The sequence below is a fragment of the Pontimonas sp. genome (assembly GCF_031581085.1).
GTDB lineage: Bacteria > Actinomycetota > Actinomycetes > Actinomycetales > Microbacteriaceae > Pontimonas.
The window spans coordinates 146290-164509 of record NZ_JAVLBO010000001.1 but is presented as its reverse complement, the minus strand read 5'-3'; the positions used below and the strand labels follow the sequence as shown (position 1 = coordinate 164509).

General features: G+C 61.1%; 23 protein-coding genes, 1 tRNA gene and 1 riboswitch. Of the genes, 15 read left to right on the top strand and 9 right to left on the bottom strand.

Features of this window, described 5'->3' with window-relative positions; translation table 11 throughout:
* Positions 1–4 precede the first annotated feature (4 nt).
* The 3 genes from gatC to gatB are packed head-to-tail and all read left to right on the top strand — an operon-like array spanning position 5 to position 3338.
* Positions 5–304 (top strand): Asp-tRNA(Asn)/Glu-tRNA(Gln) amidotransferase subunit GatC, encoded by a 300-nt coding sequence (gene gatC / locus RI518_RS00850; protein ID WP_310671561.1) that lies wholly within the window; start codon positions 5–7, stop codon positions 302–304.
* On the top strand, positions 301–1833 hold the full coding sequence (gene gatA / locus RI518_RS00845) for an Asp-tRNA(Asn)/Glu-tRNA(Gln) amidotransferase subunit GatA (protein WP_310689139.1): 1533 nt from the start codon (positions 301–303) through the stop codon (positions 1831–1833). Before gatC ends, gatA begins: the two co-directional genes overlap by 4 nt.
* Complete coding sequence (gatB, locus tag RI518_RS00840) at positions 1830–3338, top strand: Asp-tRNA(Asn)/Glu-tRNA(Gln) amidotransferase subunit GatB (RefSeq protein ID WP_310671563.1); 1509 nt, start codon at positions 1830–1832, stop codon at positions 3336–3338. The genes gatA and gatB overlap by 4 nt, the downstream gene beginning before the upstream one ends.
* 85 nt (positions 3339–3423) lie before the next feature.
* Here the strand turns inward: gatB and RI518_RS00835 are convergent, their stop codons facing one another.
* Positions 3424–4197, bottom strand: a complete 774-nt coding sequence (locus RI518_RS00835; protein WP_310689138.1) for an alpha/beta hydrolase — start codon at positions 4195–4197, stop codon at positions 3424–3426.
* A 36-nt stretch (positions 4198–4233) separates the two neighbouring features.
* Here RI518_RS00835 and RI518_RS00830 point away from each other — a divergent pair, with 36 nt between their 5' ends.
* On the top strand, positions 4234–4410 hold the full coding sequence (locus tag RI518_RS00830) for a hypothetical protein (RefSeq protein ID WP_310671566.1): 177 nt from the start codon (positions 4234–4236) through the stop codon (positions 4408–4410).
* A 95-nt stretch (positions 4411–4505) separates the two neighbouring features.
* Here RI518_RS00830 and RI518_RS00825 read toward each other — a convergent pair whose 3' ends face one another.
* Positions 4506–5000: an FBP domain-containing protein gene (locus RI518_RS00825; RefSeq protein WP_310671567.1), complete on the bottom strand. Its 495-nt coding sequence runs from the start codon at positions 4998–5000 to the stop codon at positions 4506–4508.
* Between the two features lie 139 nt (positions 5001–5139).
* A complete protein-coding gene (locus tag RI518_RS00820) occupies positions 5140–5343 on the bottom strand; it encodes a cold-shock protein (RefSeq protein WP_310671568.1) in 204 nt (67 codons plus the stop codon).
* 245 nt (positions 5344–5588) lie between these two features.
* On the opposite strand from RI518_RS00820, the gene RI518_RS00815 reads away from it, so the two are divergent.
* The 6 genes from RI518_RS00815 to RI518_RS00790 all read left to right on the top strand — a co-directional run bounded on the left by RI518_RS00815 (position 5589) and on the right by RI518_RS00790 (position 10462).
* Entirely contained in the window at positions 5589–6071 is a 483-nt protein-coding gene (locus RI518_RS00815) for a DUF427 domain-containing protein (RefSeq protein WP_310671569.1), read from the top strand.
* A gap of 23 nt (positions 6072–6094) precedes the next feature.
* Positions 6095–6634 (top strand): GNAT family N-acetyltransferase, encoded by a 540-nt coding sequence (locus tag RI518_RS00810; RefSeq protein ID WP_310671570.1) that lies wholly within the window; start codon positions 6095–6097, stop codon positions 6632–6634.
* The gene (locus tag RI518_RS00805; protein ID WP_310671571.1) at positions 6627–7475 is read left to right on the top strand and encodes a glycosyltransferase family 2 protein; all 849 of its coding nucleotides are present in this window, start codon (positions 6627–6629) and stop codon (positions 7473–7475) included. The genes RI518_RS00810 and RI518_RS00805 overlap by 8 nt, the downstream gene beginning before the upstream one ends.
* Before the next feature lie 4 nt (positions 7476–7479).
* A riboswitch (TPP riboswitch) is annotated at positions 7480–7586 on the top strand.
* 30 nt (positions 7587–7616) lie between these two features.
* A complete protein-coding gene (locus RI518_RS00800; RefSeq protein WP_310671572.1) occupies positions 7617–8570 on the top strand; it encodes a thiamine ABC transporter substrate-binding protein in 954 nt (317 codons plus the stop codon).
* The gene (locus RI518_RS00795) at positions 8530–9972 is read left to right on the top strand and encodes an ABC transporter permease subunit (RefSeq protein ID WP_310671573.1); all 1443 of its coding nucleotides are present in this window, start codon (positions 8530–8532) and stop codon (positions 9970–9972) included. The genes RI518_RS00800 and RI518_RS00795 overlap by 41 nt, the downstream gene beginning before the upstream one ends.
* Positions 9965–10462 carry a hypothetical protein gene (locus RI518_RS00790; protein ID WP_310671574.1) on the top strand — a complete coding sequence of 166 codons (498 nt, stop codon included), beginning with the start codon at positions 9965–9967 and terminating at the stop codon, positions 10460–10462. The genes RI518_RS00795 and RI518_RS00790 overlap by 8 nt, the downstream gene beginning before the upstream one ends.
* Here the strand turns inward: RI518_RS00790 and RI518_RS00785 are convergent.
* From RI518_RS00785 to RI518_RS00770, 4 genes are all read right to left on the bottom strand, one after another.
* Positions 10459–10737, bottom strand: coding sequence for a metallopeptidase family protein (locus tag RI518_RS00785; RefSeq protein WP_310671575.1), 279 nt, complete (start codon positions 10735–10737; stop codon positions 10459–10461). The genes RI518_RS00790 and RI518_RS00785 overlap by 4 nt on opposite strands.
* Before the next feature lie 99 nt (positions 10738–10836).
* Positions 10837–10912, bottom strand: a tRNA-His gene (locus RI518_RS00780).
* A 60-nt stretch (positions 10913–10972) separates the two neighbouring features.
* Positions 10973–11587 carry an oligoribonuclease gene (orn, locus tag RI518_RS00775; protein ID WP_310671576.1) on the bottom strand — a complete coding sequence of 205 codons (615 nt, stop codon included), beginning with the start codon at positions 11585–11587 and terminating at the stop codon, positions 10973–10975.
* A 9-nt stretch (positions 11588–11596) separates the two neighbouring features.
* A complete protein-coding gene (locus RI518_RS00770; protein WP_310671577.1) occupies positions 11597–12001 on the bottom strand; it encodes a hypothetical protein in 405 nt (134 codons plus the stop codon).
* Between the two features lie 289 nt (positions 12002–12290).
* On the opposite strand from RI518_RS00770, the gene RI518_RS00765 reads away from it, so the two are divergent.
* The 3 genes from RI518_RS00765 to RI518_RS00755 are packed head-to-tail and all read left to right on the top strand — an operon-like array spanning position 12291 to position 15434.
* Positions 12291–13571 carry an efflux RND transporter periplasmic adaptor subunit gene (locus tag RI518_RS00765; RefSeq protein ID WP_310689137.1) on the top strand — a complete coding sequence of 427 codons (1281 nt, stop codon included), beginning with the start codon at positions 12291–12293 and terminating at the stop codon, positions 13569–13571.
* Positions 13564–14271, top strand: a complete 708-nt coding sequence (locus RI518_RS00760) for an ABC transporter ATP-binding protein (RefSeq protein ID WP_310671580.1) — start codon at positions 13564–13566, stop codon at positions 14269–14271. The genes RI518_RS00765 and RI518_RS00760 overlap by 8 nt, the downstream gene beginning before the upstream one ends.
* Positions 14268–15434, top strand: coding sequence for an ABC transporter permease (locus RI518_RS00755; RefSeq protein ID WP_310671581.1), 1167 nt, complete (start codon positions 14268–14270; stop codon positions 15432–15434). Before RI518_RS00760 ends, RI518_RS00755 begins: the two co-directional genes overlap by 4 nt.
* A gap of 10 nt (positions 15435–15444) precedes the next feature.
* Here the strand turns inward: RI518_RS00755 and RI518_RS00750 are convergent, their stop codons facing one another.
* Positions 15445–15822, bottom strand: a complete 378-nt coding sequence (locus RI518_RS00750; RefSeq protein ID WP_310689136.1) for a type II toxin-antitoxin system death-on-curing family toxin — start codon at positions 15820–15822, stop codon at positions 15445–15447.
* Positions 15819–16028: a hypothetical protein gene (locus tag RI518_RS00745; protein WP_310671584.1), complete on the bottom strand. Its 210-nt coding sequence runs from the start codon at positions 16026–16028 to the stop codon at positions 15819–15821. The genes RI518_RS00750 and RI518_RS00745 overlap by 4 nt, the downstream gene beginning before the upstream one ends.
* A gap of 123 nt (positions 16029–16151) precedes the next feature.
* Here RI518_RS00745 and RI518_RS00740 point away from each other — a divergent pair, with 123 nt between their 5' ends.
* Both RI518_RS00740 and RI518_RS00735 read left to right on the top strand, forming a co-directional pair.
* Complete coding sequence (locus tag RI518_RS00740; protein ID WP_310689135.1) at positions 16152–17168, top strand: DUF1611 domain-containing protein; 1017 nt, start codon at positions 16152–16154, stop codon at positions 17166–17168.
* Positions 17169–17185: 17 nt separating this feature from the next.
* Positions 17186–18157, top strand: coding sequence for a dipeptide epimerase (locus RI518_RS00735; protein WP_310671586.1), 972 nt, complete (start codon positions 17186–17188; stop codon positions 18155–18157).
* Positions 18158–18220: the final 63 nt, after the last annotated feature.

Sequence of the window (18220 nt, the reverse complement as noted above, 5' to 3'; positions counted from 1 at the left end):
TGTTATGTCGGAAATTACGCCGGACCAGGTGCGACACCTTGCGGGTTTAGCCCGCATTGCTCTGGATGAGAGTGAAGTCACACGACTGACCGGCGAGCTGGGCGCCATTGTCGACGCTGTCGAAAAGGTGGGTGCTGTCGTTTCTGAAGATGTTGAGCCCACCAGTCACCCGATTGGCCTGGGAAACGTGTGGCGGGTCGATGAAGTCGGAGACACCCTGACGACCGAGCAGGCACTCGACGGGGCGCCCGATCACGACGGGTCGCGCTTTCGGGTCACCGCGATTCTGGGTGAAGAGCAGTGAGCGAACTGCACCGGCTCTCGGCACTCGACTTGCAGGGTTTGTTGCAGTCGGGTGAAGTCTCCGCAACGGAATTGACGCAAACATTCGTGGACCGCATTTCGGCGGTGGAACCCGTGCTGAACGCGTTCGTGCACCTCAATGACGCCGCCCTGGCCGAAGCGCGCGAGATTGATGCGCGCCGCGCCGACGGGGAGAGTCTTCCCGCCACCGCAGGGCTGCCGGTCGCGGTGAAAGACGTGCTGTGCACGCTCGGGATGCCAACGACGGCGGGCTCTCGAATGTTGGAGGGATGGCGACCTCCCTACGACGCGACCGCGGTGAAAAAATACCGCGACGCCGGAATGGTCGCGCTGGGAAAAACCAATATGGACGAATTTGCGATGGGCTCCTCCACGGAACATTCGGCCTGGGGTCCCACCACAAACCCCTGGGACATCGAACGGGTGCCGGGTGGCTCCGGCGGTGGTTCTGCTGCCGCGGTAGGAGCATTCGAGGCACCCATTGCGCTGGGCAGTGACACCGGTGGGTCTATTCGACAGCCCGCCGCTCTGACGGGAACAGTGGGGATGAAGCCCACGTACGGGGGAGTCAGTCGTTACGGCGTGATTGCCCTGGCGTCCTCGCTCGACCAGGTAGGACCGGTCGCGCGCAGTGTCGCCGATGCCGCGCTGTTGCACGACGTGATCGCCGGTCACGACCCCCGCGATTCGACGTCGATTCCCGACGCCTGGCCGTCGATGCTGGAAGCGGCTCTTCGTTCGGGGGTCGAACCCGATCTTCGCGGGGTGCGCCTTGGTCGGGTCACACAGCTCGACACGGACGGGTTCCAACCCGGTGTTCGCACTCGTTTTGCTCAGTTGCTCGAGTTGGCAAGCGCCCACGGTGCAGAAATTATTGATGTGGACTGCCCGCATTTTGATTACGCCGTGGCCGCCTACTACCTCATCTTGCCCGCGGAAGCCTCCAGCAACCTCGCCAAGTACGATTCCGTCCGCTTTGGAATGCGCACGGCCATGACCAATGGCCAGTCCACCGTCGAAGACGTGATGGCGGCCACCCGCGAGGCGGGTTTTGGCGACGAGGTCAAACGCCGAATCATTCTGGGAACTTACGCGCTGAGCGCTGGCTACTACGACGCGTATTACGGCAGTGCCCAGCAGGTGCGCACCCTGATCCAAGGTGACTTCCAAAGAGCTTTTGAACAAGTCGACGCACTCATCACCCCCTCTGCTCCGACCACGGCGTTTAAGTTGGGCGAACAGTTAGATAACCCGTTGACGATGTATGCCAACGATTTGACCACCATTCCGGCCAACCTGGCCGGGGTGCCGGGGTTGTCCCTGCCGATGGGGTTGGCCCCGGAAGACGGCCTGCCCGTTGGCGTGCAACTGATGGCGCCCGCCTTCCAAGACCAGCGCCTCTACAGTGTCGGGGCTGCGCTGGAAGCGCTCATCATTCAGCGCGATGGCTCGACACTCAGTGCGCGTGTGCCAGAGCCCGGTCAACCACGACAGCAGGTGGCCCAGTGAACACCCTGGTCGATTTAGATGTCGCCCTGGAGCATTTTGATCCAGTGATCGGTCTCGAAGTGCACGTGGAGCTTTCTACGGCAACCAAGATGTTTTCTCCCGCACCCAACCCCGCCGCATCACTGGAAGATTTCGCCCCCAACACCGCAATCTCACCGGTGTGCCTCGGGCTTCCGGGTTCGCTCCCGGTGGTGAACGCCGAGGCGGTGCGCTCCAGTATTGCCCTCGGTCTGGCGCTGGGTTGCGAGATTCGGCCCACGTCGCGTTTTGCGAGGAAGAACTACTTTTACCCCGACCTGGCGAAGAACTACCAGATCAGCCAATACGACGAGCCCATCGCCTACGACGGCGCCGTCGAAGTGGAGCTCGACGACCAAAGCGTGTGGAGGGTGGAAATTGAGCGCGCCCACATGGAAGAAGATGCGGGGAAACTCACTCACGTGGGCGGGAGCACCGGCCGCATTCAAGGTGCGGAGTATTCCCTGGTCGACTACAACCGTGCGGGTGTGCCGCTGGTCGAAATCGTGACCAGACCGATCGCCGGCGCGGGTGCTCGTGCGCCGCAGTTGGCCAGGGCGTATGTCCAGACCATCAGAGACATCGTCATCGCCCTCGGCGTCTCACAGGCGCGAATGGAGCGGGGGAACCTTCGCTGCGACGCCAACGTGTCGCTCATGCCTCGAGGTGCCACCGAGTTTGGCACCCGCACGGAGACGAAAAACGTCAACTCTTTTCGCTCCATCGAGCGCGCCGTGATTTACGAAATCCGACGCCAGGCCACCCTGCTGCTCGGGGACACGGCCATCACCCAAGAAACCAGGCACTGGCACGAAGACACCGGTCAAACCAGCCCCGGCCGGCCCAAATCCGACGCGGATGATTACCGCTACTTCCCGGAGCCAGATCTTCTGCCGGTGAGTCCTGACTCGGACTGGGTGGAAGAGATCAGGCAATCGCTGCCGGAGACCCCGTCGGTGCGACGGCGCCGGTTGCGCGAGGCGTGGCAGTTGCCAGAAACGGATTTCCACGCGCTGATCAACGCTGATCTGTTGGATGTGGTGGAGGCCACCATCTCGCTGGGCACTTCCCCGGCTGCGGCCAAGAAATGGTGGTTGGGGGAGCTCTCACGCATTGCCAACGATCGCGGTGTGGAGGTCACCAGCCTGTTGACGCCCGAACACGTCGTTGAGCTCGATCGCCACATCAGCGAGGGCACCATCAACGACAAGATGGCCCGAGAGGTCCTCCTCGCCATGGTTGAGGGTGAGGGCAGTGCGGCGGAAATCATCGAGGCGCGGGGGTTAGCCGTTGTCAGTGACGACGGCGCGCTGCGCGCCGCTATTGACGAGGCGCTTCGAGCTCAGCCGGATGTGTTGGCCAAGATTCGTGAGGGCAAAGTCCAAGCAGCGGGCGCCATCATCGGTCAGGTGATGAAGGCACTGGGCGGTCAAGCAGACGCCCAACGAGTTCGCGAGCTGATTCTCGAACAGGCCGAGCAGTCCTGACACAGCCTGGGCAGCGAGTTACTCGCCCGACAGGCGCTGTGACCATTCTCCCGGGTGCCCTGCCCTCCCTCAGGGGCGCTTAGGCCTAGCGGGCAATCTCCCGCAGGAGAATGTCGCTGACTTTTTCGATCGCGTCCGTCCGAGAAAGAGTGGGTATTCCATCACCGCCCTGGGGTCCGTAATCGCCAAACGACGCGTGGCTCGCGCCGTCGATGGTGACTTCTTGGTAGCTCTGTGGCATCAGCTCGCGAGCAGTCACAACGGCGTCCCGGTCGATTAGTTCATCCTTGGAGGCCAAGACATTGAGCACGTCCACCTCTGTGTCCTGGAGGTCGACTGCGCAGTAACTGGCGAAGAGAATCAGCCGCTCGATGCCAGAGTTTGTGGCCAACGTGCAGGCCTGCACTCCACCCATCGAGTGGCCACCGACCAGAGAGATGGGCGTCGAGGGGCTGAGGGCTTGAAAATCCTCCAGGCTTCGACCATCAGCCAGGGCGAGGTTCATTGTCGGTCGGGGCAGAATCACCGTCAGCCCCGTCTCGGCGACCACGTCATAAAAGGTGGTGGCGTAGGCGTGGGGGCTCACCCGGGCTCCTGGCAGAAACAACAGCGCATCACCCGAGAGGGGACCGGATTGTTGTGCTGGGCCCATGACCACGAGGTCGGGGCCGATCGACCAGGCGATGTCTTCGGTGGCGTAGAGCTCGCGCAAACCCTCGGGTTGGTCGGGGTAGGGCGTGTAGGCCCACACTAAAAAGCCCACGATGGTGACCAGGAGGCTGGAGAGTGCCGTCCACCCCGTGATGCGGATACGCCGAATTTTGCGTCGTTGTTTTGCTGACCGGTTGGATGGCGCCATCACGACACTTTCTTAGTGTGGGATACTGGGGGAACCATGAATATCTTCCTCTTCATTCTCTCATCGGTCATCTTCCTCGCGTCGTTTCCGATGTTTACCTACTCGTTTGTTGTCCCCGAGGAATACGCCGCCCTGCTCTTTTCGGCGGGAATTTTCACCGCCTCGGCGGCGTTTTGGATTCCCATGGTGATTCTCGGTCGCTCCGAGCGCTAACGCCCCAGTCCCCGCTGCACGGGGCAGACCGCTGTGCCTGAAGCGACCGCGAGGAGTCACCGAGCGGGCGTGGCCGCCGTGTGGCACTTCGTGTGCTAGCTGTCGTTTCGCACGCGTGCGGTGAAGCCCAAGAGACGCTTGAGAACTCCTTCGGCGAGCATTCTCCGCGTGTGTTCTGAATCGATTGGCCGCGAGAGTTCATCTGATTTCTGACGGATCAACATCGGACAGTTCAGATCGCGACAGAGGTAGGTGCCGACCGTGTCGCCTTTTTTGCCCGAGGCGCCGGCTTTGGGGGCCACAAAGAGGCTCACCTGTGGGGCGGGCTGTTGGGTGTGACACAGTGAGCACATCGCTGGCCGTCCGGGGGGCATTGTGGACTCGGCCGCCCTCACCCAGACACCCACCGGGGTCTCACCGTCCCAAAAAACTAGGTAGCCACGGTGGGGCCTTTCTGGATCTCGCCAACCGAGAAACTCCCGCTCGGACCACTCTGTCTCGTGCAGGCCGGGCAGAGGAATTTCCGGCCTCTCGGAATCGTCGATATTCACGATCGACGAGCGAATGTCGTCAGGAGCTAGGGGGCGCATTCATCCCAGTCTATGACGGGCGGTAGGGCAGAGCAGGAAAGCCACTGGGCGGTGAGTAAATCGGCGGTGGAGCCCAAAGAGTCCCACAAAGCACTGTGGCCAGCCCGGAGGCTGGCCACAGTGGTAATCCCACCGATCGTTAGAGCGGTTGGATGTTCTCTGCCTGAGGGCCTTTCTGGCCCTGGGTGGTTTCAAACTGAACCTTTTGGTTCTCATCGAGGCTTCGGTAACCACTCGACTGAATGGCGCTGAAGTGGGCGAAGACGTCCGCTCCGCCATCGTCGGGGGTAATGAACCCGTAGCCTTTATCGGCGTTGAACCATTTCACGGTTCCGGTTGCCATGTACTTTCCTTACTTTCGGGGTATATCTGGTAGGAGTTTCGAACGACGAAACAACTCGTCGAGACTCCCAGTGTGATCTCCCAGAAAGCAGGTCCGTAAGGGCCCCCACTACACCGACTGACCACTGGGCCTTTCAACGCCCTCTTAGCCTAGCGGGAAAAGGGTCCCACCGGAATGATGCGCACCATTTTCTAAGGTTTGTCTCGCTCCCACCGCCTAGCGTGGGAAGCGGCGAAAGGATTGTGATGGCCGAAAAAGAGCAGACTCCCGAATCGGTGTGGGACTATCCACGGCCCCCGGCCCTGGATGAGAGCTCAGAACGCGTCGTGGTCACCCACCGCGGTGTGGTGATTGCCGATTCGACCGAGACTATTCGGGTCCTCGAAACGAGCCACCCGCCGACCTATTACATCCCGTTGAAGGATTTCACCCCCGGACTTTTGGAGCCTGTCGCCGGTCAAACAATGTGTGAGTTCAAGGGCGCTGCGTCCTACGCCGATCTTGTGCTGGAGGGTGGTCGCATGCCGCGAGCGGTGTGGTGGTATCCGACGCCGCACCGCGACTACACCCGCCTGGCGGACCACGCCGCGTTGTATCCGGCGATGTTCGACGATGTGCGCGTCAACGGAGAGAAGGTCGTTGCCCAGGAGGGCGACTTTTATGGCGGGTGGATTACCTCACGAGTGCAAGGCCCATTTAAAGGCGCTCCGGGAACCTGGGGCTGGTAACCCCACGTTGGTAGGCTGAGGGTGTGGTTACACCCCCCAGCACTCACGGCACCCTTCCTGTCTCACCCCCGGTCATTCGTGGTGCGCTCGCTGCTGACGCGCCCCGGCTGGTGGCATTGAACAATGGTGCCGTACCCGCTGTTCCAGAAGTATCGCTGGAGGAGATGGCCGCACTACTAGAAGCCTCTTCGTGGTCGGTTGTGGCCGAGAGAGACGGTGTCGTTGTCGGGTTTGTGATCTGTTTCGACCCCGGTGTGTCATACGATTCGGAAAATTATCGGTACTTCGAGGCGCGCTACCCGAGTCATTTCTACATCGACCGGATTGTCATTGACCCTGACCACCGCGGGGCCAAATGGGGCGCAAGGCTCTACGCCGAAGTGTTTAATCGGGCGGAGGAACAAGGCCACGCCCAGGTGACCTGCGAGGTGAACCTGGAGCCGCCCAACCCGGCGAGCATCGCCTTTCACCGCAGGATGGGCTTTGTGGATGTCGACACCCAAGCAACTAAAGGCGGCAGCGTCGTGGTGCAACTGATGGCTGCCCCAGCACGCCATGTCTGAGGCTGCGGGGGTCAGCGTGGGGATTGTGATCCCCGCCTACAACGAAGAGGACACGATTCGCGGTTGCGTCGAGGCGGCGCTGGGACAAACAGTTCCTGCGGACGAGATCATCATCGTCGACAACCGTTCACGAGACAACACTCGGGCGATTTTGGACGAACTGATCGCTCGACACCCCCACGCACCTCTTCGGGTGCTGAGCCAAGAATCCGAACAGGGGATTACTCCGACACGAAATATGGGATTCGATGCCGTCGAATCCGACGTAATCGGTCGGATTGATTCGGACACTCTGCTCGAGCCCAACTGGGTCGAGCAGGTGAAAAGGGTGTTCGCCGACCCTGGCGTGCACGCCGCCACCGGGCCCGTGATCTACTACGACATGCCCCTGCGGCGCTATATGGCCAGAGCCGATGACACCATGCGCAAAGCGATGTTTCGCCTCGCGACCAGCTATAAGTTCCTCTTTGGAACAAACATGGCGTTGCGCAAAGACGCCTGGCAGGCCATACGAGACGAGGTTTGCCTCGATTCCGACGACGACATGCACGAAGACATTGACCTGTCCGTGCACCTCTACGACCAGGGGTTCCGCGCGATCTATTCCTCGCAGATGGTGGCGGGGATGTCTGCCAGGCGCCTCGAAGATAACCCCAAAGATTTTTACGACTACGTGCAACGTTTCGATCGCACCTACCGCCACCACGGCATACGCAAACGTCGTTTGCGTGCGCCGGCCTGGGTCTATTTGGCGATGTATCCGATTGCGAAAGGGATGCGCTGGAGCCACAAGCTTCGAGAAAACCAAGTCTTCAAGATTCCCCGTATCGATCTGCGATAGACTGAGCCAGTAACACGGGAGTCTCGAGCAAGAGGCTGAGAGGAAGCAAACGCTTCGACCGTCGAACCTGATCCGGATCATGCCGGCGCAGGGAGGACCTCTACCCGTGCCACGTTATCAATCGATTGCGAAAGGCACGTAATGAAAAAGATTGCGCTACTACTGGCCGGTGTGATGGCTCTCGCCGGCTGCACGGGACCAGAAAACACTCTGGTGCGTTTGGCCGCCCACGATTCGTTTGTGATGAGCGACGAACTGATCGCTCAGTTTGAATCGGATACCGGCTACGAACTCGAAATCATCCGCCTGGGCGATACCGGTTCGCTCACCAACCAGCTTGTCCTCACCAAGAATGCGCCCGTTGCGGACGCCTTCTTTGGAATCGACAACACGTTTGTGGGTCGAGCCGAGGCGGAAGGAGTGTTTGAGTCCACACCATCCGCCATCGACTATTCGGATGTCTGTTTTAACTACGACATCGCCTGGTTTGACGACGAATCACTGACTCCGCCGGCAACGTGGAGGGACTTGGTGAACGATGACTATCGGGGTTTGACGGTGGTGACCAACCCGAACTTCTCCTCACCCGGCTTGGCGTTTCTTGCGACCACCCACGCCGCTTTTGACTCACCCGCAGAGGTTCAGGGTTTTTGGGCCGATCTTCGCGATAACGACGTGAAGGTGGCGGGGTCGTGGGAGGACGCCTATTTCTCCGATTTCACCCGCTACGGCGGGAATTACCCCATTGTGCTGAGCTACGCGTCCTCACCTGCCGCCGAAGTTAACGAGGATGGCACCCCCGGTTCGAAGGCCCTGTTGGAAGAGTGCTTCCGACAGACGGAATTCGCCGGAGTGATCGCCGACTCGGACAACATCGCCGGAGCCGAAGCGCTCGTCGAGTTCATGCTTGGCGAGGAGTTCCAACGCTCCGTGCCCGAAGCAATGTATGTCTACCCGGCGGTCGAGGACACCCCGGTGCCCGACTCCTGGGCCGAATTTGCCACTCCGGCCACCTCCACTCTCGGTGAGGATCTCGACATCAACGCCAACCGGGATGACTGGCTCGAGCAGTGGTCTGAGGTGTTCGCTGGCTAGCGGAGAACTCTTTGTCACCACCGCGCTGATCGCGACGATGAGCGCGGTGGTGGCACTGCTCCTTGGTTACCCGGTGGGGCTGTGGCTGGCGTCTGTGCGGCGGGGGCGAAAACTGGCCACCAGTGTGTTGCTGCTGCCGTTTCTGCTGCCGGCCTTTCTGATCGGCTTGGCGTTTCGTCCCGTCTTTGGCCCGTGGCTCGACGACAGCCGGGTCGGGATTGCTGCGGTCGTGTGTGCGCATGCGTTGATGAATGCGGGTTTTATCGCGGTCGTGACCGCTGCGTCCCTTGTGCCACGAGACCAGGTCGAGGCGGCGTTGCTCGATGGAGCCTCAGCCGGTCAGACCAGGCGTTTTATCGAAATCCCCCAACAACTCCCCGCGCTGAGCGCGGCGGCGTTGCTGGTGGCGCTGTATTCAGCGACCAGTTTCGGGTTGGTCATTTCTCTGGGTCAGGGCGCGATCAACACCCTGGAAACCGGGATCGCCACCGCGGCACTTCAACTGCTTGACCTGCCGACGGCGGCGTTACTCGCTGGTCTACAAAGCCTGTTGACGCTGGGATTTTTCCTCATCTCGAGGCGCCTCGGGGCAACACCCACGGTGCTCTTTGGTGATGTCGAGCCGGTCGCTCGCCGTTTTGTTCCGGGAATGGTCGTCGGCGGTGTCGTGATCGCTGCGGTGGTCTGGCTGGTGGCGGGTGTCGTGCAGCGGGCGATCAGCGCGGGGCCTGGCCTCTGGGGAAACATCGCGAACCTCGCGGGGCGTGGTTCCAGAGACATTCTCAACCTCAGCGTCATCGACGCGTTGGGCAACTCGCTTCGAAACACCCTCGTCGCCGTGGCGATCTCGTTGGCCCTCGCGTGGTGGTTGAGTGCAAAGCGGGTGGGGTTGGCCGTGTTGGCGCCGATTGGTATCTCTCCCGTCGTGATCGGCTTGGGCGCCCTGGTGCTCTCCGGGTATTTACCCAGCGCCATCTCCGGGAGCTGGCTGCTTTTGCCCCTCGTGCAGAGTATTTTCCTCACCCCACTGGCCTTCCACATCATCGCTCCTGCACGGCGTTCACTCTCTCGAGACCTGGTGGACGCGGCCCGCTTGGACGGCGCGAACAGCGGGCAACTTTTTACCCATGTGGAGTTGCCGACACTCCAGAGGCCGCTGATCGCCGCGGCGGCCTTGGTGAGCCTTGGTTCACTGGGCGAGTTTGGCGCCGCCACCTTCTTGGCCTACGGCTCTGACCAGACCCTGCCTCTGGTGATGTTTCGGTTGATGTCTCGACCGGGTTCGGAAAACGTGGGGATGGCGATGGTGGCCGCCACCCTCTTCATCGCTCTCGCAGTAGCCGTGGTGTGGCTGATTTCCTCGGTGGGTCGCCATCCGGATCGGGTGAGAGCAGATGGGTGACGGGGACGCCAGAAGGCAGTTGGTGCTCGTCGATGGTCGCTCCGGGGCGGGTAAAACCCAGTGGGCGAGCGAGTTGGCAGAGCGTTCCAACAGTGCGCTGCTGAGCCTCGACGATCTCTACCCCGGCTGGGACGGTTTGGATGCCGGGTCCTGGCAGGCCTACCAGCGGGGGATTGCGCCGTGGGCGCAGGGGCGCACGGCCCGGCTGCGCACCTGGGACTGGTCGCGGGGCGCGTGGGGGGCTCTGCGGGACATCGGGCCCGAGCAGAGCCTGATCGTCGAGGGGTGTGGCGCGCTGTCGAGGTTCAGCGCCCCCCACGCCACCGCTCGATATTGGTTGGAGGCCGACGACGAGGTGAGAAAACAGCGCGCGCTCGAGCGCGACGGCGACACCTTTCGACCCCACTGGCTTCGGTGGGCATTACAGGAGGACCGGTTTTATCGCCTCCACCGGTCCAGAGATTTGGCCGATTCGATTATCCGCACTTAGCCCCAGCCCAGCTCATGAAGCTGCTGGTCGTCAATGCCGTAATAGTGGGCAATTTCGTGTACGAGCGTGACGTGAATTTCGTGAATCAGATGCTCTAAGGATTCTGATTGTTCGAGCAGCGGTTGACGGTAAAGAACGATGCGATCGGGTAATTCGCCGTAGCCGTAGTCGCCGCGCTCGGTGAGGGCGACTCCCTCGTAAATACCCAGTACCGCCTCGGAGTCAGTGGGCTGGTCTTCGACGAGGAAGACGACGTTGTCGAGACCATCGACCATCGCGTCGGGTAGTCGGTCGAGCCCCTCGACGACGAGGGCTTCGAACTGTTCGAGGGTGGGCCACCAGTCGGAAATAGCGCGCCTCCTCGAGGGGAGCTTTGGGGTGAGTAACGGGGCTTGAACCCGCGACCTCCTGGACCACAACCAGGCGCTCTGCCAGCTGAGCTATACCCACCATGCGCCCGATGCGCGGGCCCCCACAGTCTAATACAGCACGGCCGGCGTTTTCGCAGGGTTAGTCGAATTCGGCGCTCACGTCGAGACTGATTTGCTTGATCTCGGCACTGCTGGGCCCCGGTTCTGCCACGAAAGCCACTCGGCGGTAGTAAGCGAGTTCGCGAATCGACTCCCGAATGTCGGCGAGGGCTCGGTGGCCACCATTTTTTTCCGGTGCCCCGAAATACATTCTGGGAAACCAGTGGCGAGTGAGTTCTTTAATGGTGGACACGTCGATATTTCGGTAGTGCAGGTGGTCGTGGACCTCGGGCATATCGCGCTGAATAAACGCCCGGTCGGTGCCGATGGTGTTGCCCGCCAGCGGCGCGGTGTGCGCCTCCGGAAGGTGGCTGCGTAAGTAGTCCATCAATTCTGACTGGGCCTGCTCCAGGCTGATGCCCTCGGCGAGCTCATCGAGGAGGCCGGAGCTGGTGTGCATCTGTCGCACAAAGTCACCCATCTGCTCCAGCGCCGCCGCGCTCGGTGCAATGACTCGGTGGAAACCCTCGTCTTGGATGGTGAGGTTGTAGTCGGTGATGAGTACCGCGACTTCAATCAGTTCGTCAGATTCGAGGTCCAGCCCGGTCATCTCTGCATCGAGCCAGACCAGCCTGGCGTTATCGGTTGAAGCCATTTGAGGATTCTAGCGACCGGGGCGCAGCCATCGGGCGAGCGCCGCAAAATAGGCGGCGGAAAAGCCAAAACTGAGCAATCCGTACGCCACACCGAACCCCGTAATGGCGGCGGGAACGAGCAGGGTGACGAAACCGAGGGCGCCCGAGCTCACCATCATCACCGCGGATGCCGCCACCACGCTGGAGGCCGGGGCGCGGTAGGAGACGATGGCCATGTTGCCGGTGAGGGCAATGAGGGTGATCGCACTCATCCACATCGACCAGCGCAGCGCAAGGGTCGGCTCCAGGGCCAATAATTCGAGAAAAAAGCCGGGGGTGATCAGCAGCCATACGGCGCTGAGGCCAAACACACCAGCCCCGGCGCGGAGGATCCAGCGCAGAATCCGGGGGTCGTCGACGCGATTGCCTGTCATTGTGTCTCCTCGGGCTCGGTGGTGCCAGACGTTGTGGTGCCACACGTTGTGGCGCCAGACTATTGGGTCGTGGGGGACGCCGGGGAGGCCCAACCGGGTCGCGTTTCGCTCGAGTAGACCCACACCTCGGGGTCAGTCTGAGCCGACCGGTAAACTCCCAGGAGCTACCAAGAGTAGGAGCCCTTCCGGTGACAGACTGGGCGAGGCCGGGTGGAGATTATTGCTCGGCGGCCGTCGCTTCGTCGGTGGCCAGGATGGATACCCTCCACAAAAAGGACAAGGCATACGCGTGAAGAAGTCGACCAAAATTACCCTCGGTGTCGTGATCGGAGTGGCCGTAGTTGGAGCCGGTGTGGCCACCGCGGTATCGCTTGCAGACCAGCCCGACCCCGTGGAGCAGCTGATCACCAGCGAAGTGGAAGTGCGGACCATTTCCACGACGGTGGCCGCCTCTGGTGAGGTTCAGGCAGCCGATCAGTTGGGGATCAACTTCGCTGTTGCCGGCGAAATCGCCAGCATCGATGTCGACGCGGGCGATGTTGTCTCCGCCGGTGACGTCTTGGCCACGCTCGATCCCACCGCGTTGGAATCGGCTGTTGCGACCGCTGAGAACACCCTGGCGAGCGCCAGAGACGGTGTGAGTAGTGCGAACCTCGCTGAAGCCACCGCCCAGCAAGCAATCAATTCCGCCGACCAGGCGCTCGCCGCGGCGGAACAAGCCATTGCCAACGCCAAAGACTCCGAGACCAACCGATCCGAAGCGGTGGCAACGGCCAACCGCCAACTCGCGGCAGCGCAAGCCCAGCGGGACACCGCCGAATACCAGCAGGCTCGGGTGCCCCTCCAGAAAGCGGCGGCGGCCACCGCGCTCGCGTCCGCTGAAGCGGGACTCGAGCAGGCCGAAGCCAACCTCGAAAAAGCTACCCTGCGCGCTCCGATGTCGGGCACCGTCTTGATGGTGTCGGCCGAGGAGGGTGATGCGGTCACCACCGCGGGTGGCGACGTGTTCATCGTGGCTGATTTAGGGTCGTTCGAGGTAACGGCGAACTTCGGGGAGTCCGACATCACGGCCATTGAAGAGGGCCAGAGCGTCCAGGTGGACTTTGACGCCATCGCCGGCGAGGCTCGCGAGGGGACGGTGACCGAGGTGTCACTGATGGGCCAGGTCGACCCCAGCGGGGGATCGCTCACCACCTACCCCGTTACCGTCTCCATCACCGACCCGCCCGAGCAGCTTCGGGTGGGCATGACCGCTCAAATCGACATCATCACGGCCGAAAACGTCGATGTGGTGGCCGCGCCGGTCTCCGCGTTGAATGTGCGGGGCGATGACGTCGTCGTCAACGTGCTCGGCGCCAATGACACCGTGCAAGAGGTGGTCGTGGAAACGGGCACCCAGGGCAGTAACTTTGTGGAAATCACGTCCGGTCTCGAAGGCGGTGAGATCGTGGTGATTGGTGATGTCGGGGAGTTCCCGGTGGTGAGCACCGATGAAGAGTTCGATCCCGCCACGGGACCCCCACCTGGTGTGGAAGACCAGCAGCGCCAGGAAGAGCAATTTAATGAGTGAGCTGGTCGTTGACCTCCGACACGTGAAGCGGGAGTACCTCACCGGCGACGTGATCACCGTGGCGCTTGCGGATGTGAGCTTCCAGGTGGAGCGCGGCGAATTTGTCGCCATTGTGGGGCCTTCAGGGTCGGGCAAGTCGACGCTAATGAACCTCGTCGGCTGTCTTGATCGGCCGAGCTCCGGTGATGTGATTGTGGCGGGTAAGAACGTCAAAAATCTCGATGACGGTGAACTCACCGAGTTGCGCTCGAAGTCGATTGGTTTTGTGTTCCAACAGTTCCAGCTCTTGCCGCTGACCTCAGCGGTCGACAATGTGGCGACTCCGCTGCTCTACCAGGGTGTTCGGCCTCGAGAAGCGAAACGTCGCGCGGCCGAAATGCTCACCAGGCTGGGCTTGGGTGAGCGATTGAATTTTGATCGTGGGCGACTGAGTGGCGGTCAGCAACAGCGCGTCGCCATCGCTCGTGCGCTCGTGACAAACCCCGATATCGTGCTCGCCGATGAGCCCACCGGTGCGCTGGATTCGGCCTCCGGTGAAGCGGTGATGAATATTTTCAAGGAAATGAACGCCGAGGGTCGCACCATCGTGTTGATTACCCACGAGTTGGATGTGGCGGCGGTCGCCAGTCGTCGTGTGCACATCCGCGACGGGTTGATCGAGCGAGACGACCGGTCTCCGATGACGGCGGCGACGCGATGACTTTTGCGCTGCTTTTGCGCTTGGCCACTCAGCGTATTTGGGCGTCCAAATTACGCTCTGCCCTGACCATGCTGGGCATCGTTATCGGTGTCTCGGCGGTGGTGACCCTGATTTCTGTGGGGCAAGGCGCTCAGCAGGGGATTAACGATTCGTTGGCCGATTTGGGGGCCAACCAGATCTCGGTGACGTCGACGACCCCTGATGGTTTGCAAGACCAGGACATGGACAATATTGCCACTATCCAGGGGGTATCGAGAGTCTCCAGTGAAGTGCGCTCCAACGGCGATGCGTCTTTCGAGGGTAATGACGCCAGGGTTTCCCTGATCGGCGTCTCGCCCGGGTATGAGGCCATTGCCACTCCGACGGTGGGATCGGGGCGTTTCCTTCCCGAAAATCAGGCGGCGCAGTCGTCTCGGGTGGCGGTGCTGAGCGCGATTGCCGCCTCTGACCTGGGTGTGGGCTTTGATGACCTGGGCAGTGAAATCAGGGTCAATGGCGTCGCGTTCCAAGTGATCGGCGTGCTGGACGACGCCGAAGGCTTTGGTGGCGGTGGAAATGTGCTGATGACCCAGACGGCCGCCCGGAGCCTCTACGCCAAGTCGCCCTATGTGTCAGTCATTAACATTCAAGCCGTCGACAAAGAAGCCGTCGCGGCCGTGGAATCCTCGGTCGAGAGCTACCTGCGGGTGAGTAAGGGTTTTGTCGACGACGACGACGCCGAATTCATCATCTTCAACCAGGCTGCCCTGCAGGATGCGGTGAATACGGTGACGGGCACGCTAAGCCTCTTCATCACCGCCATCGCCGGAATCAGCCTTGTCGTGGGTGGTATCGGGATTATGAACATCATGCTCGTGTCCGTGCGTGAGCGCACCCGAGAGATTGGTGTGCGACGGGCGATTGGTGCCACCCAGGGCCAGATTCTCACGCAGTTTCTCCTCGAAGCGGTCCTGTTATCGGTGTTGGGCGGACTGATCGGGTTGATTATCGGCCTGGTGTCGTCATTCGGGCTTGCCCAGTTGGGTGGTTGGGACTTCTTTATCGACCCGGGGACCGTCGCGCTCGCGCTCGGCTTCAGTGCGTTTGTGGGAATCGTCTTCGGGGTGTGGCCCGCGCGGACAGCCGGCAAACTCCAACCCGTTGAAGCGCTACGCTTCGAATAACGATGTGGCGCTAATGCAGGGGTGAGACTTCGAGACGGTCGCTCAACCACTGGGCAATCTCGTCCAGTTCGAGAGTGTTTGTTGCGACAGCGAGGACAAATTCCAGACCCTCATCGGCACTAGTGATCACTTCACGGTCATTCATCGCAAGAAAAGTCACCAGAAGAGCCCACGCTGTGCGCTTATTGCCGTCGATTAGCGGGTGGCTTGTCGCGACCGAGTGCAATAGGGCAGCAGCTTTATGGCTGAGAGTGGAGTAGGCCTCTTCGCCGAAGAGCGTCGTCTCTGGGCGGGCAAGGCATCCCTGGAGAAGGCCAAGGTCTCGGACGTGAAATCCGAGGTACTTGACCTGGCGAAGTGCGTCCTCGAGGTCAAGAAATCGCGTCATGAGTCGGCGAGACGGTCCATGAGCTCTTTATCTCGTGTTTCGAGAATGTGCTGGGCCTTTCGCAGCGCGGTTTCTTTGAGGGAGATACGAGTGTCAGTCATTTCAATGGCTCGAATAATCGCTTCGTGTTTTGAGCAGTCGAACGCCTCAGCGAGCCGCTGAGCCATCATGTCGTGGTCGGCATCTAGTCGAAGAGTCATAGCCATGACCATATGGTACCAGAGTGGTATCACGGCGTCGGGGCGGAAATATGTGGATAATGGCTATCCCGACCTTTCTTGTGGAACGAGTCGATCAGCGGGTCTGGTTCGGCGTGGCACACTAAGGGCATGCTGACCCTACGCACCCCCTACCTCGTATTCCTCGGCGACGAAGCAGACGCGGGATACGCCAAAACAGGAGTAGGCCTGGCCTACTGGCGCCCCGATCTCTGTGTCGGACAAATGCGCCTGAGTGACAATGCCGCCGATGCAGGCCTTCCCGACCAGAGCATTCAGGAAGCCAAAGCTGCCGGCGCACAATCGGTTGTGTTGGGGGTGGCCATGGTCGGCGGCGCCATCCCCGCCGAATGGCTGCCCATCCTGGTGGAAGCCCTCGAGGCGGGAATGGATGTTGTCGCGGGTTTCCACACCAGGCTCAGTTCTTTTCCGGAACTTGTCGACGCCGCCGAGCGCGGTGGGGCGAATCTTGTTGACGTGCGGGTACCACCAGCAGATATCCCCGTGGGCACAGGCCAGAAGCGCACCGGCCGCAGGCTTCTCACGGTGGGAACAGACTGCGCACTGGGGAAAAAATACACCGCACTCGCCTTGGCGAAAGGAATGGCTGCCTCGGGCATGTCCGCCGACTTCCGCGCCACCGGTCAAACGGGAATACTCATTGCCGGTGGGGGAGTGCCCCTCGATGCCGTGGTGGCAGACTTCCTCGTCGGGGCAGCCGAAAAGGTCTCCCCGGATAATGACCCCGACCACTGGGATGTTATTGAAGGCCAAGGGGCCCTTTTTCACCCCGGCTACGGCCCGGTCAGCATGGGGTTACTCATCGGGTCACAACCCGACGCGTTCGTGGTGTGCACGGAGGCGGGGCGTGACACCATCCGCGGCTGGGATCGCTTCAGCACACCCGATATTCGAGACGTCATTGCGCGCACCATTGACATCGGTCAGCAGTTCAACCCCGATATTCGCTGTGTGGGAATCAGTGCCAACACCCGACACCTGGATGCCTCCGCGAGGGCCGACTATTTGGGTGCCCTGGAGAAGGAATACGGGCTTCCTGCGATTGACCCCATCGCGACTGGGGTCGAGCCCATCGTGACACGACTCGCCACAGAATTTGGCCAGTAGGGGTCACTCCAGTGCGAATGACCATTGCCACCCAACGGTTTGCCCTGCGGGCACCGTTTGTGATCACCGGGCACACCTTCACCGAAATTAACCCCGTGTGGGTTCACCTCGAAACTGACGGGCACACCGGGCGGGGCGAAGCCATCGGTGTCTATTACACCGGGGAAACCACGGAATCGATGGTGGCCCAGTTGGAAGCAGTGCGTGAAGCTGTTGAAGCGGGAGCAACACGGGCCGATATTCAACACCTGCTCCCTGCAGGGGGTGCGAGAAACGCATTGGACTGTGCCTACTGGGACCTTGAATGCAAAAGCTCCGGCACGACCATTTGGCAGCTACTGGGTCTGGTACCCCACGAGTTGAACACTGTCGCCACGATCGGCATTGGTACCCCGGAGGCCATGGCCCAACAGGCACGCGACTACCACTCCTTCGAGAAACTGAAAATCAAACTCGACGGCGATAGTCCTTTGGAGAAACTTCGTGCGATTCGCCACGCCCGGCCTGAGGCCTCACTGGTGATTGATGTGAATCAGGGCTGGAGCCTCCAGGAACTGACCGACTACCTTCCCGCATTAGAAGAGCTCCAGATCGCCATGGTGGAGCAGCCCTTAGCCCGGGGCACCGACAGCCAGCTGGAAGGATTTTCCTCCGCGATTCCCTTAGGTGCGGATGAGAGCTGTTTGGATCTCGCCGAGTACGACAGCGTTGCCCCGTTCTATGACGTCATCAACATCAAACTGGATAAGTGTGGGGGGCTCACAGAAGCCCTCGCCATTGCGAAACGCGCCACCGAAGACGGCAAATCGGTGATGGTCGGCAACATGACCGGCACATCACTGTCGATGGCCCCCAGCTACGTGGTGGGGCAGTGGTGCGAGTTTGTCGACATCGATGGGCCAGTACTACTCGCTGAGGATGTTCCCGGTGGTTTGGTCTACCGCGAAGGCGGCACAGTGGGTCTGCCCGCAGCAGAGCTCTGGGGTTAGCAACTGGGGTTAGCAACTGGGGTTAGCAACTGGGGTTAGCAACTGGGGCTAGCGACTGGGCCA

What these genes read in the sequence shown, in the direction of transcription:
- gatC (WP_310671561.1), top strand. Translation starts at nt 5, where the DNA reads ATGTCGGAAATTACGCCGGACCAGGTGCGACACCTTGCGGGTTTAGCC.
- RI518_RS00835 (WP_310689138.1), bottom strand. Translation starts at nt 4,197, where the DNA reads ATGGCGCCATCCAACCGGTCAGCAAAACAACGACGCAAAATTCGGCGT.
- RI518_RS00830 (WP_310671566.1), top strand. Translation starts at nt 4,234, where the DNA reads ATGAATATCTTCCTCTTCATTCTCTCATCGGTCATCTTCCTCGCGTCG.
- RI518_RS00825 (WP_310671567.1), bottom strand. Translation starts at nt 5,000, where the DNA reads ATGCGCCCCCTAGCTCCTGACGACATTCGCTCGTCGATCGTGAATATC.
- RI518_RS00820 (WP_310671568.1), bottom strand. Translation starts at nt 5,343, where the DNA reads ATGGCAACCGGAACCGTGAAATGGTTCAACGCCGATAAAGGCTACGGG.
- RI518_RS00815 (WP_310671569.1), top strand. Translation starts at nt 5,589, where the DNA reads ATGGCCGAAAAAGAGCAGACTCCCGAATCGGTGTGGGACTATCCACGG.
- RI518_RS00805 (WP_310671571.1), top strand. Translation starts at nt 6,627, where the DNA reads ATGTCTGAGGCTGCGGGGGTCAGCGTGGGGATTGTGATCCCCGCCTAC.
- RI518_RS00800 (WP_310671572.1), top strand. Translation starts at nt 7,617, where the DNA reads ATGAAAAAGATTGCGCTACTACTGGCCGGTGTGATGGCTCTCGCCGGC.
- RI518_RS00795 (WP_310671573.1), top strand. Translation starts at nt 8,530, where the DNA reads ATGACTGGCTCGAGCAGTGGTCTGAGGTGTTCGCTGGCTAGCGGAGAA.
- RI518_RS00790 (WP_310671574.1), top strand. Translation starts at nt 9,965, where the DNA reads ATGGGTGACGGGGACGCCAGAAGGCAGTTGGTGCTCGTCGATGGTCGC.
- RI518_RS00785 (WP_310671575.1), bottom strand. Translation starts at nt 10,737, where the DNA reads ATGGTCGATGGTCTCGACAACGTCGTCTTCCTCGTCGAAGACCAGCCC.
- orn (WP_310671576.1), bottom strand. Translation starts at nt 11,587, where the DNA reads ATGGCTTCAACCGATAACGCCAGGCTGGTCTGGCTCGATGCAGAGATG.
- RI518_RS00770 (WP_310671577.1), bottom strand. Translation starts at nt 12,001, where the DNA reads ATGACAGGCAATCGCGTCGACGACCCCCGGATTCTGCGCTGGATCCTC.
- RI518_RS00760 (WP_310671580.1), top strand. Translation starts at nt 13,564, where the DNA reads ATGAGTGAGCTGGTCGTTGACCTCCGACACGTGAAGCGGGAGTACCTC.
- RI518_RS00755 (WP_310671581.1), top strand. Translation starts at nt 14,268, where the DNA reads ATGACTTTTGCGCTGCTTTTGCGCTTGGCCACTCAGCGTATTTGGGCG.
- RI518_RS00750 (WP_310689136.1), bottom strand. Translation starts at nt 15,822, where the DNA reads ATGACGCGATTTCTTGACCTCGAGGACGCACTTCGCCAGGTCAAGTAC.
- RI518_RS00745 (WP_310671584.1), bottom strand. Translation starts at nt 16,028, where the DNA reads ATGGCTATGACTCTTCGACTAGATGCCGACCACGACATGATGGCTCAG.
- RI518_RS00740 (WP_310689135.1), top strand. Translation starts at nt 16,152, where the DNA reads ATGCTGACCCTACGCACCCCCTACCTCGTATTCCTCGGCGACGAAGCA.
- RI518_RS00735 (WP_310671586.1), top strand. Translation starts at nt 17,186, where the DNA reads ATGACCATTGCCACCCAACGGTTTGCCCTGCGGGCACCGTTTGTGATC.